The following is a 17,543-nucleotide window of genomic DNA, read 5'->3' as shown; positions in this document are numbered from 1 at the left end:
AAAGCTTATTTTGTCGCATGAATCGATAACGGTTTAATCAACCAAGGTGTCCCATTCTTCTTAACATCGACAACATATTGTCCATTACCAATGCGTTGTGATGGATGATAGTCGCTTAACTGCAGCTCTTGAACTTGCCAACGTGTTGTCAAAATTTCCAGCGCTGTCTCATGAGCCTCAAAAATAGTCGCTGTAGCAACATGATAAGCAACCGTCTTTTTTTGTGTGAAAATTAATAGTCCTTTATTTGCACGTTTTGAACGATTAATTTCTGAAACTGACATGTATTTAAACGCGCCATTATTAGCTACAATTGCCACTTGCTGTGAGTCATTTGTAATAAACAATGCTGCCATAATAGTATCAGTCCCCCGTAGGTCCATTGATTTGACACCAGCCGTACGTGGCCCAATTTCTGGTACATCTGTTACTTTAAATCGCAGACCCACACCATCGTGAGATAACAGCAAAACCTCTTGTTGCTTGACTTGTTTGAAATAAGCGATACCAACGACATAACTATTGTCTGTCTTAAGCTTAATTGCCATGCTCGTTTTTTTCTTGTAAGCTTTCGGTAACATATCACTTAATATTGTCTGTTTGATAAAGCCATCATTAGTCACAACTGTAAACGCACCTTCTTGCTCAAGGTTGTCAATAGCAATAACTTTAATCACAAACTCATCTACATGCCAATTTGACAGTTGCTGTGAAAAATGCTCGCCAGTATCTTTCCATTTCGAATCTGGTAATTCATGGACTGGCCGATAAATAATATTACCTTTGTTAGTAAACATAAACAAATGTTGCGTTGTATTGAGTTGACCTTCAAAGATAGCTAAATCATCCTCAGCCAAACCATTATCAGAATCTGAGGCTTTGTAAGACCGTAATGATGCACGTTTATAGTAGCCATTTCGCGAAACTAGTACTTGTACATCCTCTTCAGCAATAGTAATAGCTGAATCAATGACAAGGTTTTCAACCTCTGCTTCAATTTCTGATCGGCGTGGTGAACGATATGTTGTTGTAATTTCTGCAATTTCGGCACGTATGACATCGTTTAAGGCTGATGATTCATTAATAATTAAATTCAAACGCACAATTTTAGCCGCAAGTGTCGCAAATTCTTCTTCTAACTGTGTCACATCTGTGTTCGTCAAACGATACAATTGTAATGTAACAATTGCTTCTGCCTGAGGTTGTGTGAACTGATAGCTATTAATCAAATTTTGTGTGGCATCTTTTCGATTTTTTGAGGCGCGAATCGTCGCCACAACTTCATCTAATATCGACAACATACGAATTAAACCTTCAACAATATGTTGACGTGCCTGCGCTTTCGCTAATTCATATGATGACCGTTTCAACACGACTTCTTTACGAAAGTTCAAGAAGGCTTCCAGACCTTGTTTCAGGCTCACATGAACGGGCCTCTGATCATGAATTGCCACCATATTAAAATTGTAAGAAATTTGCAAATCTGTTTTTTTGAATAAATAAGTCAATATACCTGCAGCATTAACATCTTTATTAAGTTCAATAACAACGGACATACCTTCTCGATCAGACTCATCACGAACTTCAGATATGCCAGCAACTTCTTTATTCAATCGAATACCATCAATTTTTGCTACTAAATTCGATTTCACAACTTCATAAGGTAATTCGGTAATTTCAATTTTCTTTTTGCCACCCTTAATTTCTGAAATGGCTGTTTTGGCACGAACCACAATTTTACCGCGACCAGTTTTATAAGCTTTTTTAATACCATCAAGGCCTTGTATAATGCCACCTGTTGGAAAGTCTGGTCCTTTAACATAACGCATTAACGCAGACAAAGGTGCTTCCGGATGATCAAGCAAATATGTTAAAGCACCATTTATTTCTTTTAAATTGTGTGGCGGAATTTCTGTCGCATAGCCTGCCGAAATTCCAGTGGCCCCATTAATAAACAAACTCAAAACTCGTGATGGTAAGACAGTAGGTTCGTAGGTCGTGTCATCAAAATTTAAAACCATATCAACAGTTTCTTGACCTAAGTCTGTCATCATCTCCCCAGCAATTTTTGACAGGCGCGCCTCAGTATAACGCATGGCCGCCGCTGGGTCATTATCAACCGAACCATTGTTACCGTTCATATCAATTAATGGCTCGCGTACTTTCCAGTTTTGTGATAATCGAACCATTGCTTCATAAATTGATGAGTCACCGTGAGGATGAAAATTACCCATGACATTACCAACTGATTTTGCTGATTTACGATAAGGATGATCAAAAGTATTGCCATCCTGATCCATCGCAAATAAAATACGTCGTTGTACGGGTTTTAAACCATCACGAATATCCGGTAATGCACGTTCTTGAATAATATATTTTGAATAACGCCCGAAGCGCTCGCCCATCACTGATTCGAGTGAAAGTTCAGTTATACGATCTGCCATATATATGATTGCCTATTATTACTAAATAGACACATTTCCTTTCAAAATAAAATTACTACGCAAATACCGTATACAATTGTACACGGTATTTCAATATCTAGTCAGATTAATGTCTCACCGTTAAAGTCGTTTAACATACAACAAGATGATTATTTATCGCCTTTTTGCCACGTTGTAATTACGGGTGCACTTGTTTTTGTGTCATTGCTTACAACTGAATCTGTATTTTCATGGTTACGTACTTTTTCGAAAATATCACTTGCATTACTGTCATAACCTTCAACTGTATCCAATATTGAACCCGCTTCATCTAACGTAAAGTGGACGTTTGCTTCAATCCACTCACGACGTGGTTCAACTTTATCGCCCATCAAGGTTGTCACGCGCTTTTCAGCAAGCACAGCATCATCAATTTTAACACGAATCAACGTACGTGATTCAGGATCCATTGTCGTTTCCCACAATAATGGTGCATTCATTTCACCCAATCCTTTAAAACGCGTTAATTCATAACGGGCATCATTTTGATTTGTTATCGTTTCTAGTTCGTCGTTTGTCCATGCAAACTTATCATCAAACTTCTTTGACGCATATTTAACACGATACAATGGTGGTAAAGCAATATAAACTCGGCCTGCTTCAATTAATGGTCTCATATACTTGTAAAAGAAAGTTAAAAGCAATGTCTGTATATGCGCCCCATCATCATCAGCATCAGTCATAATAATGACTTTGCTAAATGCAGTATCAGCAACCTTAAAATCTGTTCCAACACCACCACCTATAGCGTAAATCAGCGTTGAAATCTCTTCATTTTTCAAGATATCAGCGAGCTTTGCTTTTTCTGTGTTTAAAACTTTACCACGTAACGGTAAAATTGCTTGGAACTTACGATCGCGACCTTGCTTGGCTGAACCACCGGCAGAGTCACCTTCCACCAAAAATAATTCATTATGTTCAGCATTCTTTGACTGCGCCGGTGCTAATTTACCCGACAATAGGCGATCCTTTTGACCTTTTGTCTTGCCTGTTCGACTTTCGTCACGTGCTTTACGTGCAGCTTCACGTGCCTCACGTGCTCGAATTGCCTTTCGAATGAGATTTTGACCAAAATCACCATTTTCCATTAAAAATCGACCTAAAGTCTCATTAACAACAGCATCAACTATACCACGTGCTTCTGGTGTTCCTAATTTGCCTTTAGTCTGACCCTCAAATTGCAAAAATTGTTCCGGCACACGCAATGAAATAACAGCTGCTAATCCTTCTCTAACATCGGTACCTTCAAGATTTTTATCTTTTTCTTTTAATAGGTTAACTTTCCTAGCATATTCGTTAAACGCTTTAGTCCATGCTGTACGGAAGCCAACTTCATGTGTCCCACCGTCTTGCGTACGTACATTGTTAACAAACGATAATAATGTTTCTGAGTAACCATCATTATATTGCGCAGCTACTTCAACAGCAATACCATCTTGCTGTCCTTCAAACGTCATAATTGAGCCAATGGTTTCTTTTTCTTCGTTCAAAAAACCAACAAAAGCCTCTAGGCCCTTTTCATAATGATACTCTTCAACTCTTTTTGGCTTTACCCGTTCATCAGTCAAACTGAATTTAACACCTGACATCAAAAAGGCTGATTCACGCAATCGTTCAGACAAAGTATCATATTTATAAACCGTAGAGCTAAAAATAGTTGCATCTGGTTTAAAGGTTACTTTTGTGCCACTAGACTCTTTGGTCACACCTAAATCGCGTAACGTGCCTACAGGCTGTCCACCTTTAATAAAATCTTCTTGCCACTTGTGTCCATCACGAACAATTGTCACTTGTAAGCTTTCCGATAAGGCATTAACAACTGAAGAACCAACGCCATGCAATCCCCCAGATGTCGCATAACCACCCTGACCAAATTTACCACCAGCATGCAGCACAGTCAAAATAACTTCAGGCGTTGGTTTGCCAGACTCGTGCATACCAACAGGCATACCACGGCCAAAATCCTGCACAGTAATGGCATTATTTTCGTGAATTGTCACCCGAATGTCATGACCATAACCGCCTAAAGCCTCATCAACGGCGTTATCGACAATTTCATAAACTAGGTGATGCAAACCACGGCCATCTGTTGAGCCAATATACATCCCTGGACGTTTACGAACTGCCTCAAGTCCTTCTAAAATTTTTATTGAATCTGAATCATAATGGTTTTTTTCTGCCATGAATACTCATATCTTTCTTAATTTCATACACACACGACAACAATAATTGTTCATCATCACGCGTCAATCTATATTATCATAGATGAAAAAATGCATTCTGACAAGTATAAATATTTTAATTTGATTAAGTCACCCCCTCTACTATCTATTTTTATGCTAAAATTAAATTTATGCTAACGCATCAATATGAGGAGTTTAAATCATGTTTTCAACGATATTAATGTTCGTTTTCTCTTATTTACTTGGATCTCTAATGCCCGGATTTTGGATTGGTAAATTATTTTACCATAAGGATATTCGAGATGAAGGGTCTGGTAATGTCGGTACAACAAATTCATTTCGTGTTCTTGGCACTGCAGCCGGAATTGTAACATTGGTACTTGATTTATTAAAAGGTACTGCAGCTGGCCTATTACCTCTATTATTCAACAGTAACATTAATCCAATGTTAGTTGGTGTTGCTGCCATTATTGGTCATACATTTTCAATTTGGCTCAAATTTAAAGGTGGTAAGGCCGTTGCAACATCCGCTGGCATTCTGTTAGCCTATAACCCATATTTTTTCATTTTAGCCGTCAGTGTATTTATTTTAGTATTACTACTAACATCAATGGTTTCGATGAGTGCTATGATTAGTTTTAGTTTCGCAGTTTTTGCCTCATTATTTTATCATGACTTAGTCTTAACAATTGTCACTATTATATTAACTATATTTGTTTTTTATCGACACCGTTCGAATATTTCTCGCATTAAAAGCGGTACGGAAAGTACAGTGCCATTTGGTTTATACAATAGTATTCGTCAAAATAGACATCAATAAAAAATGGTATTTGCTTATGCAAGTACCATTTTTTATTGATGTGCTGTATCAAATAATATCGTAACTGGTCCATCATTAACCAATGATACCTGCATATTAGCACCAAATTCACCAGTTATGACCGATAAACCACTTGCACGTAACGATTCATTAAAATGATCATACATAAGCGATGCAAATACTGGGGCTCCAGCATCAGTAAAGCTGGGTCGATTACCTTTTTTGGTGTTGGCAAATAATGTGAACTGTGAAATAGACAATATGGCGCCATTTATATCTTGAATACTTAAATTCATCCGCTCATTATCATCTTCGAAGACACGTAATTGACTGATTTTTCGAACAAGATAATCAATTTCTAATTGACTATCTTCATCTGCCACACCAACAAACAGTACGAATCCATGATTAATTTCACCAATTTTATTACCATCAATACTCACACATGCCTGTGTCACACGTTGTAATACTATTTTCATTTTTATCCCTATATTTTTTACAATGCTATCTACCAAAAGACTTTTTACCAAATCATACAGCGCAAATAATACTTACATCAAAATTGTTCATTAATTTTAGTGAAAAGTTCGCTCAACATCATAAACCGCAGGTAGTGTATTTAGTGCATCCATAATACCATTGAGTTGCATACTATTTTTGACACCCAGTGACAATGATACCTGCGCCATGCCATTTTTTGTCACATGTCCATTAACCGAATTCACAAATCGTGTGCGCCCATTAACAGCACGTAAAACATCATTAAGTAAACCATTACGATTTTCGCCGTGAACTGTCAAATCAGCATCATAATTAGGTTTCAAACCCTCTTCATTTTCCCATTGTACATCAACCAGTCGTTGTCCCTGTGTTTCTGCCGCACGAATATTCGGACAACCAACGCGGTGAACAGAAATACCACGTCCTTTTGTAATATAACCTATCACTTGATCACCTGGAACAGGTGTGCAACAGCGGCCCAAGCGGATTAAAAGATTATCAACACCAGCAATCACAATATCATCTGCTGAGCCTTTTTGACGTTGTGTTAATGCTGTTTCACCACGCTTAATTTCATGTCCTTCCTCAAGTAATTCGCGCTGTAATTCAGCTGTTTCAGCTTCTTGTTTTGCCTCACGAATGCCCTCGGTCAACTTGTTCACAACCCCAGGAACTGCAACATCACCATAACCAATTGCTGCGAACATATCATCGTATGAATGATAATGTAGTACCTCAGCTGTTTTAACTAAATTCTCTGTTGATAGAATATTTATCGCACTAAATCCTGTATCACGCAAATTTCGTGATACTAATTCTCGCCCTGCTTCAATATTGTCATCACGATCTAATTGTTTGAAATATTGTTTGATTTTATTACGTGCACGACGTGTTGACACCAAATCTAACCAATCTCGACTCGGTTTCGCGGATGTACTTGTAATAATTTCAATAATGTCGCCAGTTTTGATTTTATAATCAAGCGGCACAATTCGCCCGTTGATTTTTGCGCCCGTTGTTTTAATCCCAACATTTGTATGAATTGAAAAAGCCATATCAAGCGGTCCTGCGCCTTTAGCTAACTCAAAAACATCTCCCCGTGGTGTAAATGCGTATACACGGTCACTAAATAAATCACCTTGAACTCCATCCATGAAATCTTCAGCATTTTTCGCATCTTCTTGTAACTCTAAAATACCTTGGATCACATTTAATGCTTGTTGGCTATGATCATTAATTTTTACTTCTTTATTGACACCTTTATTTTGCTTATAAGCCCAGTGTGCTGCCACACCAAATTCAGCCACTTCATGCATCGTATGTGTTCTAATTTGTACTTCTAGTGGTCGACCCCCTGGGCCAATCACCGTGGTATGCAAACTTTGATAGCCATTTGCTTTTGGCAACGCAATATAATCTTTGAATCGACCGGGCAAAGGCATCCACTTTGAATGAATCGCACCAAGTACAGCATATGTATCTGGAATTGTTTCTGTCAAGACTCGTACCGCAGATAAATCGTAGATTTCTTCAAAAGCTTTATGTTTATCCGTCATTTTACGATAGATTGAATAAATATGTTTTGGTCGACCGTAAACATCGATATGCTGTAATTCAAGCTCTTGAATGGCTGTTTCAATTTCAGAAACTGCTTCTTGTACATATCTAATACGTTCGTCACGTTTCATATTCATTCGTGATGCAATACTATGATATTTCCCCTGATTTAAATAACTTAAAGACAAATCCTCAAGTTCCCATTTAATTGTACTAATACCTAATCGATCGGCCAATGGCGCGTAAATATCTAATGTTTCACTCGCAATACGATATTGTTTTTCCTCACGTAATGCACCTAAAGTTCGCATATTATGCAATCTGTCAGCTAGCTTAACAATAATAACACGAATGTCCTTTGACATCGCCAAAAGTAATTTACGATGGTTTTCTGCAAGTTGCTCCTGTGAATTCTTGTACTGAATCTTACTAATTTTAGTGACGCCATCAATAATTTGGCTAATTGTTTCGCCAAATTTTGATTCAACATCTGCAAGTGTTGCTGGCGTGTCTTCAACAACATCATGTAAATAACCAGATATGACAGTCGCCGTGTCCATCTTTAATTCAGCTAAAATACCAGCGACTTGAATGGGATGAATAATATAGGGTTCGCCCGATTTACGCGACTGTTCCTTATGTAAATCTGATGCCCATTCATATGCAGCCTTAACTTTTGCAGTATCTGCGTCAGACATGTATTGCCCAACTAAGGTCAGTACTTCTTCGCCTGTATATTTTTTTGTTTTTGCCATATTTTCAAGTATGTCACTTAGACAACCATGGTATGGCGTCAGTAAACATATTTCCCTTCATATATTCCGGAAGACACATTGCTATTTTAAAAACCGCAGTGTGCCTTATGACGCTTTTTATGCGTAATTTAATTATAATAAAATTTTAATATTTTCACAAGGCCAGTCTTAGAGTGTGCATATTTTCATAAATAAGCATAAACTAGTAGTATCATTTTTTAAGAAGGAATATGCAAATGTCTGAAGATTATAACACCACATTAGATGAGTCTGAACCACTTTGGCAACAGAATGTTTTTGTTCTTTGGTTCGGTGTGTTTATGACTGGCGTTGCTCTAAGTGAAGTTATGCCATTTTTATCACTGTACATTGATACGCTAGGCACTTTCAGCAAAAATCAATTGAGTTTTTACTCTGGTGCTGTATTTGCCATATCATTTCTTGTGACAGCAATTGTGTCACCTTTTTGGGGCAAACTCGCTGACAGAAAAGGTCGAAAATTAATGCTATTACGGGCTGCACTTGGTATGTCAATTGTGCTATTTTTAATGGGCAATGTGACAAATGTGTGGCAACTGCTCTTTTTACGAGCACTGCAGGGCGGCATGGGCGGATTTATATCAAATGCTAATGCACTTGTTGCTACCCAAACACCTAAAAAACATGCAGGTAAAGCACTGAGTATTTTAGTCACCGGAATGACTGCAGGCAATTTAATTGGCCCTTTGTTTGGCGGTACTTTAGCTACTTTTTTTAGTTACCGTACGTCTTTTCATATCACTGGTATTATTTTGTTTCTAGTATTCTTACTGACATTATTTTTAGTCAAAGAAACACCTCATATATCAACGCCCCGCATTGCCAATGCTTCGACCAAATATCTCTGGGCACATATACCAAATAAGCAATTGATTATTGGTCTGTTTGTGACAACCATGTTAGTTCAAACTGTGAATACAGCCATCAATCCGATTATTAGTTTGTTTGTTCGTGAATTAATGCATAATGCCTCAAATACTACTTTTATTGCTGGTATGGTTGCTGCCATGCCCGGTATTGCAACCGTTATAGCGGCTCCACCTTTTGGCCGTATCGGTGACCATTTAGGTACCGATCGTATGATTAAAATTGGTTTTATGATAGCTGTTATTGCCTTTCTACCAACAGCATTTGTCACAAGTATTAGTATGCTGATGTTTTTTCGTTTTTTAGTTGGTATTAGTGATGCCACAATGTTACCCGCAATTCAAACTTTGTTAGCAAAAAACTCGCCTACTGAAATGACAAGTCGCATATTTAGTTATAATCAAAGTTTTCAATCGCTAGGATCGGTCATGGGACCTATGTTTGGTGCATTAATTGCAAGCCTATTTGATTATCGTGGTATATTTATTTTCTGTACTATTATTATCATCATCAACGCAATATCATTTAACGTATCAACACGTCATTTAGAACATCAGTCAACCTAAAGTGTATTCAGAGATAACATAAAAACGTGCATACAGAAAATAACACTGATATTTTCTGTATGCACGTTTTTTACTGTTTAACTTTTATAACCACTCTTTTAATAATTCAAGACTAACTTGTTCTCTGGTCCAACGTTGTAAAGAGGAATAATTATGTCGTTTGTTAAAAGGTAATTTTTCAGTATTGAGGACAGTTATAGCTTGTCCTTTTTCCGTTAAAAAAACCTGCCCAATTTGTTTGAATTTTCCTTTAGTATGTTTACCAGTTCGCCAAACATTTGATTTAACGCCAGTTTTGGGTTGATACCTACCCGAGGCGTCCTGCTCTACCAATACACCAGTAAACAAATAGGTGTCGTATTTTTTACTATCACTCATAATAATTCACACCGACACCTATTTCAAATCTTGTACCATCAATAACTTCGCTGGGTTGGAGATGCAAACGATAATTCACATCGGCAGCTACCATGCTTAATGGTTGAACAATAGGTTGCTGGTTAATCGTTTCCAATGTTGTAACATCTTGATCAGTTAGTTCATGCAATGCTGCCCGTATTGTTAATCTTATCCATTGTACGTCCATGACTTTTGTCATATAAGCAATCTGACCAAATGGCATGGGTCGCAACCAAGAATCATGAACAATATCTGCTGCATCAATAGTGTCAATCCATGTAACCGTATTTTGATACCAAATAATTTGATAAACACCAGGACTGTCTATTTCTTTTTGAGATATTTCATGTGGCAAATTCGCAATTTGGGGAATAATACGCACTTCACCTGCCATATGCTGCGTGAGATTAATCGGATAAATATTTTGTCCGTCATAAAATAAATTTAATGCAAATTCTGATTGATTTTCATTTGGGCCACTGGGTGTATGTTTCTCCTTTGGCAAAATAATAACCTGTTGACCTAGATCTCGTAAAGCCTTAATTAGTTTACGACGATTGCCTGGAATCACAATAGCTTGCGGTTTTTCCAACTCTACTACCCGCATGACATCCGATATTTCAAGCGGTTCAAGGTACTGCTTATCAGCCAAATGTGGTAGTAACGTCGCATCACTTGGATTGTTGTTCATAATAATTGTCGGGTATTGTAATCGACGTAACTCAGACATCGTAATTGTCGTAGCATATCCACCTGACGCTGCGTCCCCCATTCTAAAAGCACCAGAACCAATAACTAACACTGAGTCTGCGTTAATTTGTACCGATTCATTTTCCGATTCATAGGTCGCATAATATTGGCGTGCGTTTTCAGGAAATTCACCAGCAGAAGGCTCAACTGCCTTGTAAGTGACGTCAATATGGTTTTCTTTTGCTAAGGTTCGAATAATGTTAAAGTCTGTATGCCAAAAACGTGCGAGTAGCCCGTCGGATAAACCATATTTTTTACCACGTCGTAAGGATTTAATGCTATCTATATCCGCCTCGATCTCTTCCTCCAATGTATGCAAATGTTTCAGTTGATAAAAATAGAATTCATCAATGGCTGTTAATTCTGCTAATTCATCAATTTCATAACCACGTTTAATGGCTTCAATTAACAGCAACACACGGTTATCCTGTGGATGAATGAGCTGCTGAATCAATTCATCATCATTAATATATGCCATATTTGTTGGTGAAAAACTAGCATTATTGAAATGAGCTGATCGAATCGCTTTTTCTAAGGCCTCAATAAATGTTCGGCCAAATCCAAGAGTTGTCCCAATAGATTTTTGCACACTATTGAGCTGTCGATTAACATGCACACCCGCTTGAGCTAATTCTCCAAATGGAAACACAGGCAACTTTACAACCACATGATCCATCATCGGTTCCATTATAGCGGTATTTTTACCAAAATTATGTGGTAAAACAATATCTTCTAATGCGACACCCAGGGCTAAGTTGATAGTCACAAGCATCGTCGGATAACCTGTGGCTAATGACATGCGTGTTGCCATTTGATCTATATAAGGTGATACTTTGATAATATAAATTTTATTTGTATCATCATCAACCGCAAATTGCACATGCATAACACCCTGCAGTTGTAATATATCAGCTACTCTAAATGCATAATCACGCATTTTGCTAATCAACTGATCTTGAATTGTTAAAATGGGCGACACGCTAAGTGAATCTGCTGTATGAATGCCAATAGGATCCATATCCTCGCTTGCACCAATCTGCATTTTATTGCCACGAAAATCGCGCAGTACCTCTATACTAACTTCTTTTAACCCATTAATCGCTTTAGAGATGATGACCTCTTGTGTAACAGATTGCAATTTTGCAAGATTAACAGCCTCCTCAAAGTCATCTAACCGTTCCACAATATGGCGTGTATTAGTTTGGTTTGGATGTAAAGCCCGTATCATCAATGGTAACTGTAATTCACGTAACAGTTCGTTAGCTTCATCTTGTGCTTTCAGCACATAATTATTGATGACAGGTAACCCATTTTTAGCCATATACGCAGTCAAAGCCGGAATATTATTCACTTTGAGTAACATCTCAATACTCAGTCCAAGTGTATTTGGTACAGATCCATCACCATGTTCCCAACTTTGTACCACCTCTGCCCACAAACGTAGCGATGCTTCACCTCCAAACAAAGGTGCAACCGTATCGATGTTATTTTCTTTAACTATTTTTTTTAAGTTTTCAATCGTTAATGGTTCCCAAAAAGTTGTCGCTGCCAAACTTTCTAGCGACAATGCGTAAGGATTTTCATCCACTACAAAAACTTCAATGCCATGCCCTCGTAATTCCGGCATCACTTGATATATTGCCGCGTCATGCTCTGCTTCGCGACCAAAATCATTTGCACCAGCACCGATAAATAATATTTTTTTGATTTTATTATTGATTGTAATGTTCGACATAATCTTCTACCGTTTCAAAGAAATCTGCAAATACAGTTGTTGCTTCAAGCGGACCTGGCGCAGCATCAGGGAAAAATTGTACACTAAAGGCTGGAAATTCACGATGTCGTAATCCTTGAACTGCGCCATCTACAAGATCACGGTAAGTCACAAATAGTTTTTTACGGTTAATTGATGATGCATCCACCGCATAGCCTTGACCCTGCATTGCATAAAAAATTTGACGTGTAATAATTTCTTGGATTGGATGGTTCATACCATGATGTTCTGAAGGTAAGGGCATCAGTTCTGCATCATTTGCTAATGCAAATAATTCATGTCCTAGACCAATTCCTAACATAGGCACTTTCGATTGTAAAACACGAATTAACGTTAAAACACTATCTGGTAATGTTCTAGGATCCCCTGGACCAGTAGACAAAATAATACCATCAGGATCCAATGTCAGAACTTCTGCCACACTGGTCGTATAGGGTAAGACTGACACATTAGCATCATAATCACCCAACATACGTAAAATACCATGTTTTAGTCCAAAGTCAATAACAACAATATGCCGTCCCCGACCTGGATTAGCATATGGTTTTGGCGTTGCAGTACTTTGAACCTGTTTATTCGTCAAAACAGTTGCAACTAATTGATCGATAGCATGTTCATCCGCAAAATCAACGATACTCGCTTTTTGTGGACCAGTCTCACGTAAATGTCTAATAAGTTGACGTGTATCAACTTGATATAGTCCAGGAATATTATGTTGCTTTAAAAAACGATCTAAATTCATACGACGCTGGCGATTAACAGATACTTCAGCCAAATCATGAACAATCATGCCGCTAATAGTTGGTTTAACTGACTCATAAGCTTCTGCATGAATGCCCGATGCACCAACAACAGGCGTCGCAAAAACAATCATTTGACCGTCATATATTGGGTCAGTAATGATTTCTTGATAGCCAGTCATGGCAGTATGAAAAATAATTTCTCCAAAAGTGGTTGCCGGTGCCCCAAAGCCAAGTCCCGGAAATATCGTCCCATCTTCAAGAATTAAGTGACGTTGCATCATATTTTTACACTTGTAAATTCACATCATCAGTAAAATTATCACTCTGAACTCCGTGCACTTACATCTCCTCTTAATGTACGATTTCGACGGCATCATGGCCATCAATTTCTTGAACCAGTACTTTGATTTTTTCATTTTGAGCTGTTGGAATATTTTTACCAACAAAATCTGCACGTATTGGTAATTCACGATGACCACGATCTACCAAAACAGCCAGAGAAATACTATTTGGGCGTCCTATATGTATCAACGCATCTAATGCGGCACGTATTGTTCGCCCAGTAAATAAGACATCATCAATCAAAACAATATTTTTATCAGCAATATTATTTTTTTCTTCCTCATTCAAGCCTAGGTTATCTTCTTGATTTAAAACATCGTCACGAAAATTAGTGATGTCAATTGCCATCACGGGAATTTTCACACCTTCTAGTTGCTCTAAGCGACTAGCAATACGTTGCGCTAAAAATTCACCGCGCGTTTTAATACCGACAAGAATTAAATCTTGACCACCCTTGTTTCGTTCGATAATTTCATATGTAATACGCGTCAATGCACGTTGCAACGAGGCATTATCAAGTACTTCTTTATTTGTCATAATAGTTGCGTATGTTATTTAAACAACATACTTTTCCTTTCAAATAACTTAATTATCGTTTTGAATAATTGGTGTTAGTGTTGCCAAAGCATCTTTAAAATAAGCAGGTAACGCGCTATCAAATCTTAATTCTTTCCCAGTTTTTGGTTGTGTTAATGATAAAGTTTTGGCATGCAACATTTGTCCTTTTAGCTTGACTCCAGCTAGGTTTTGGGCAGAGCCATAAACTGGATCACCAACAACTGGATGACCAATATACGTCATGTGCACACGAATTTGATGTGTCCGACCTGTTTCTAAACGCACTTTCAGCAGCGTATAACCAACATATCGTTCAATCACTTCAAAATGTGTTATTGCCTCACGGCCACCTTCTTGCACAGCCTGTTTTTTTCGATCTACTTTATGACGACTAATCGGTGCATTAATTGTGCCGGAATTTTCAACAAATTCACCACGCACTAATGCATAATAAATGCGATCATTTTTATGTGCTTTAAGTTGTGCTGAAAGCCCCTGATGGGCCTGATCATTTTTTGCAACCATCAATAAACCGCTGGTATCACGATCAATACGATGAACAATTCCTGGTCTGAACTCACCGTTAATTGTTGACAGCGGCGCATGAAAGAGTAATGCGTTAACAAGTGTACCAGTGCTATGTCCTACAGCCGGATGAACAACCATCCCCTGGGGTTTATCAACAACCAAAATATCATCGTCTTCATAAATAATCTCAAGTGGTATGTCTTCTGCAATGATTTCAGTTGTTGTCACTGCTGGCGGTATAATGCTGATTGTATCACCCGCTGTTACTTTATAGGCTCTTTTCACCTGAATGCCATTCACTAAAATGTGTCCGGTTTGTAACCAATCTGCTAATGTTGTGCGCGAATATGGTAAGTTTTCTTTTGCTAAAATTACATCAATGCGACCTATTTGATCAATAATATTAATCGTTATCTTTTTTGTCATGAGTAGTCATGTATTCCTTAATTTGCTTTGCAATGTTTTGACTTAACCAGTATTTACGTGACCGTCCAGCACGTGTAAACGATAGCACACGGCCATTTAGTTGCCAGTTAACCATAGTTGTAAGAGAAATTTTTTCGTAATCTGAGACAAAGACGCGTCCCAAAAATAATTGTGCGCCCGCAACATAAACACGACGACGTAAAATAATTGTGATACCTAGTACTAACATAAGTAAGAGATAGATGATTGGCACCATTTCTAATTTAAATGTTGTTTCACTCCATAATATGATACCAGCCATGAACAATATAAACCACCAAAGCCAGCCTATTTGTCCTGTTATATCTAATGGTTGAAAGTATCCACGTTTAGGGATCATTTTTCTGCTCCAGTTTCATTACAATAAAATATGGTTTATTCACAGAATAACAATATATCTATGAAATCATGCCTCAATCTATTTTACCATGTATTTTGATTGTAATTCGATAACTTTTTTCAGAAAACAAGGTATAATTTAATCGAAAAAGAAATTCAAAAATTATGACAATAAGGTGGATACTATGATCAAAATTTTTGTTGATGCAGCCCGTAATATACAAACTGGACAAAGTACTGCTGGCGCAGTTATTATTACCAATAATAAACAACGTCAACTTAAAAGTGACTTGCCACATACGCAAAACAATCAAGAAGCTGAGTTTCTTGCATTGATTTGGGCGTTAAAAACACTTGATAATACAACTGATATGATACAACTGTATAGTGATTCTCAAATACTAATTGATGCCATACATAAAAAATATGCTAAACATTACCAAATTTATGTTGATGAAATTAGCACATTAGTGTCATGTCACAAATTATTTTTAAGCCAATGGTTACCTGAAAAAGAAAACTTAGGCGCCCATAACCTTGCCTTACAGGCATTAAAGTAAAAAACTAGGTGAGATAAAAATCTCACCTAGTTTTTTATTATTATTCAAAACCATCTCGCCGTCATAGCATTTAAACCATCATCAGTATAAACTTCAATCACATCAACATCTACAATTAGGAGTAAATTATTTAAATCCCCCGTTAATTGCCTAGTCTCAACTTGATCTGATTCCCATTGCTGTCGTTCAAATACTAATTCATTATGATGTCGTGACAGCATTGCACGATCACTAAATTTTATCGTCCAATCAGCTGTTGTGGGTATACGGTACTGACCAATACTCACATTATCAAACGAGGTCAAGACAGCTGTATCAATAATTTCAGTAATTGGTTGCTGTACCAATTGTAATTTATCATTCACATGCAACTCACGCGGTAAACTTAGAACATGTACCCATTTCCGGTTTTGAATAGTGGGTACAGCCGCTTCACGTTCAGGTGTCATCATACCTGCCCATCCCCACATAATACGCCGCCCATCTGGGGCAACCATAGTTTGGGGTGCGTAGAATTCAAATCCATGATCAACTTCTTTAAAATCTGTTATGACGTTGAATCGCGCACTTTTTTCATCAAACTTACCAATCACATAACCCGTGTTATGAATATTTTCATAACGATTATTTTTTGGGTCTGCGGCGAGTCCTTGCGGTGAAAACATTAAAATTTGTTTCCCATCAACTTCAATGAAATTTGGACACTCTAACATGTATCCGCGTACGTCTAATACTTGATTTTCAATTAACGATCCACGATAAGACCATTTTTTGAAATCAATTGATTCATAGATAATAATGTCACCAACTTTGTTGCTATGTTGCGCACCCAGTATAAGAAAATAATGACCATTTTTTCCTTGCCAGATCATAGGGTCACGAACGTCTTTCGTAAATCCATTTGGATGGGGAAATAATTCACCGAGTTTTTTAAAATGAATCCCATCATCACTGACTGCCCACATCTGTGATGATTTAACACTGTGGCCCGAAGTATCACGAACATTTCCCGTATAAAAAACGTATAACTGATTTTCGTGTACAAAAGCTGTGCCTGAGTATATACCTGCACTATCCAAATCTTCAAGTGATGGTTTTAATGCAGTTTCAACACGTTGCCATTTTTTTAAATCATCAGAAACGAAGTGACCCCACTCTTTATACGTATGGTCACAGGCATATGGATTCCATTGATAAAACACATGGTATTGTCCCTTAAAAAATATTAAACCGTTGGGATCATTTAATAATCCTTTGGTAGGATATAAATGAAATTTTTCGAAACTCACTGCATCATTTGTAACTAACATTAAT

General features: G+C 37.5%; 14 protein-coding genes. 3 read left to right on the top strand and 11 right to left on the bottom strand.

Annotated features, from left to right (window positions below; all coding sequences use genetic code 11):
* Positions 1 to 5: 5 nt before the first annotated feature.
* Both parC and parE read right to left on the bottom strand, forming a co-directional pair.
* Complete coding sequence (gene parC / locus EUI_RS0109285; RefSeq protein ID WP_010687901.1) at positions 6 to 2,444, bottom strand: DNA topoisomerase IV subunit A; 2,439 nt, start codon at positions 2,442 to 2,444, stop codon at positions 6 to 8.
* A gap of 149 nt (positions 2,445 to 2,593) precedes the next feature.
* Positions 2,594 to 4,666 (bottom strand): DNA topoisomerase IV subunit B, encoded by a 2,073-nt coding sequence (gene parE, locus EUI_RS0109280; RefSeq protein WP_010687900.1) that lies wholly within the window; start codon positions 4,664 to 4,666, stop codon positions 2,594 to 2,596.
* Between the two features lie 202 nt (positions 4,667 to 4,868).
* Here parE and plsY point away from each other — a divergent pair, with 202 nt between their 5' ends.
* A complete protein-coding gene (gene plsY, locus EUI_RS0109275; protein WP_010687899.1) occupies positions 4,869 to 5,486 on the top strand; it encodes a glycerol-3-phosphate 1-O-acyltransferase PlsY in 618 nt (205 codons plus the stop codon).
* Positions 5,487 to 5,518: 32 nt separating this feature from the next.
* On the opposite strand, the gene dtd is transcribed toward plsY, so the two are convergent.
* Positions 5,519 to 5,965, bottom strand: coding sequence for a D-aminoacyl-tRNA deacylase (dtd, locus tag EUI_RS0109270; RefSeq protein ID WP_010687898.1), 447 nt, complete (start codon positions 5,963 to 5,965; stop codon positions 5,519 to 5,521).
* A gap of 96 nt (positions 5,966 to 6,061) precedes the next feature.
* A complete protein-coding gene (locus tag EUI_RS0109265; RefSeq protein WP_010687897.1) occupies positions 6,062 to 8,299 on the bottom strand; it encodes a RelA/SpoT family protein in 2,238 nt (745 codons plus the stop codon).
* Between the two features lie 236 nt (positions 8,300 to 8,535).
* Here EUI_RS0109265 and EUI_RS0109260 point away from each other — a divergent pair, with 236 nt between their 5' ends.
* Positions 8,536 to 9,771 (top strand): MFS transporter, encoded by a 1,236-nt coding sequence (locus EUI_RS0109260; RefSeq protein ID WP_010687896.1) that lies wholly within the window; start codon positions 8,536 to 8,538, stop codon positions 9,769 to 9,771.
* Between the two features lie 84 nt (positions 9,772 to 9,855).
* Here EUI_RS0109260 and EUI_RS0109255 read toward each other — a convergent pair whose 3' ends face one another.
* From EUI_RS0109255 to EUI_RS0109230, 6 genes are all read right to left on the bottom strand, one after another.
* Entirely contained in the window at positions 9,856 to 10,149 is a 294-nt protein-coding gene (locus EUI_RS0109255; RefSeq protein WP_010687895.1) for a DUF7671 family protein, read from the bottom strand.
* A complete protein-coding gene (locus EUI_RS0109250; RefSeq protein WP_010687894.1) occupies positions 10,142 to 12,655 on the bottom strand; it encodes a carbamoyl phosphate synthase preATP-grasp domain-containing protein in 2,514 nt (837 codons plus the stop codon). Before EUI_RS0109250 ends, EUI_RS0109255 begins: the two co-directional genes overlap by 8 nt.
* Positions 12,633 to 13,715, bottom strand: a complete 1,083-nt coding sequence (locus EUI_RS0109245; protein ID WP_174249684.1) for a carbamoyl phosphate synthase small subunit — start codon at positions 13,713 to 13,715, stop codon at positions 12,633 to 12,635. The genes EUI_RS0109250 and EUI_RS0109245 overlap by 23 nt, the downstream gene beginning before the upstream one ends.
* A 73-nt stretch (positions 13,716 to 13,788) precedes the next feature.
* On the bottom strand, positions 13,789 to 14,316 hold the full coding sequence (gene pyrR, locus EUI_RS0109240; RefSeq protein WP_010687892.1) for a bifunctional pyr operon transcriptional regulator/uracil phosphoribosyltransferase PyrR: 528 nt from the start codon (positions 14,314 to 14,316) through the stop codon (positions 13,789 to 13,791).
* A 48-nt stretch (positions 14,317 to 14,364) separates the two neighbouring features.
* On the bottom strand, positions 14,365 to 15,291 hold the full coding sequence (locus EUI_RS0109235) for an RluA family pseudouridine synthase (protein WP_010687891.1): 927 nt from the start codon (positions 15,289 to 15,291) through the stop codon (positions 14,365 to 14,367).
* Positions 15,269 to 15,670: an EbsA family protein gene (locus EUI_RS0109230; protein WP_010687890.1), complete on the bottom strand. Its 402-nt coding sequence runs from the start codon at positions 15,668 to 15,670 to the stop codon at positions 15,269 to 15,271. The genes EUI_RS0109235 and EUI_RS0109230 overlap by 23 nt, the downstream gene beginning before the upstream one ends.
* 184 nt (positions 15,671 to 15,854) lie before the next feature.
* Here EUI_RS0109230 and EUI_RS0109225 point away from each other — a divergent pair, with 184 nt between their 5' ends.
* Positions 15,855 to 16,229 carry a ribonuclease HI family protein gene (locus EUI_RS0109225; RefSeq protein ID WP_010687889.1) on the top strand — a complete coding sequence of 125 codons (375 nt, stop codon included), beginning with the start codon at positions 15,855 to 15,857 and terminating at the stop codon, positions 16,227 to 16,229.
* 44 nt (positions 16,230 to 16,273) lie between these two features.
* Here the strand turns inward: EUI_RS0109225 and EUI_RS0109220 are convergent, their stop codons facing one another.
* Entirely contained in the window at positions 16,274 to 17,539 is a 1,266-nt protein-coding gene (locus EUI_RS0109220) for a glycoside hydrolase family 32 protein (protein ID WP_010687888.1), read from the bottom strand.
* Positions 17,540 to 17,543: the final 4 nt, after the last annotated feature.

The organism is Leuconostoc gelidum subsp. gelidum KCTC 3527, assembly GCF_000166715.1.
Classification (GTDB): Bacteria; Bacillota; Bacilli; order Lactobacillales; family Lactobacillaceae; genus Leuconostoc; species Leuconostoc gelidum.
The sequence above is the reverse complement of the archived record's forward strand: the minus strand, read 5'-3'. Positions and strand labels throughout refer to the sequence as shown.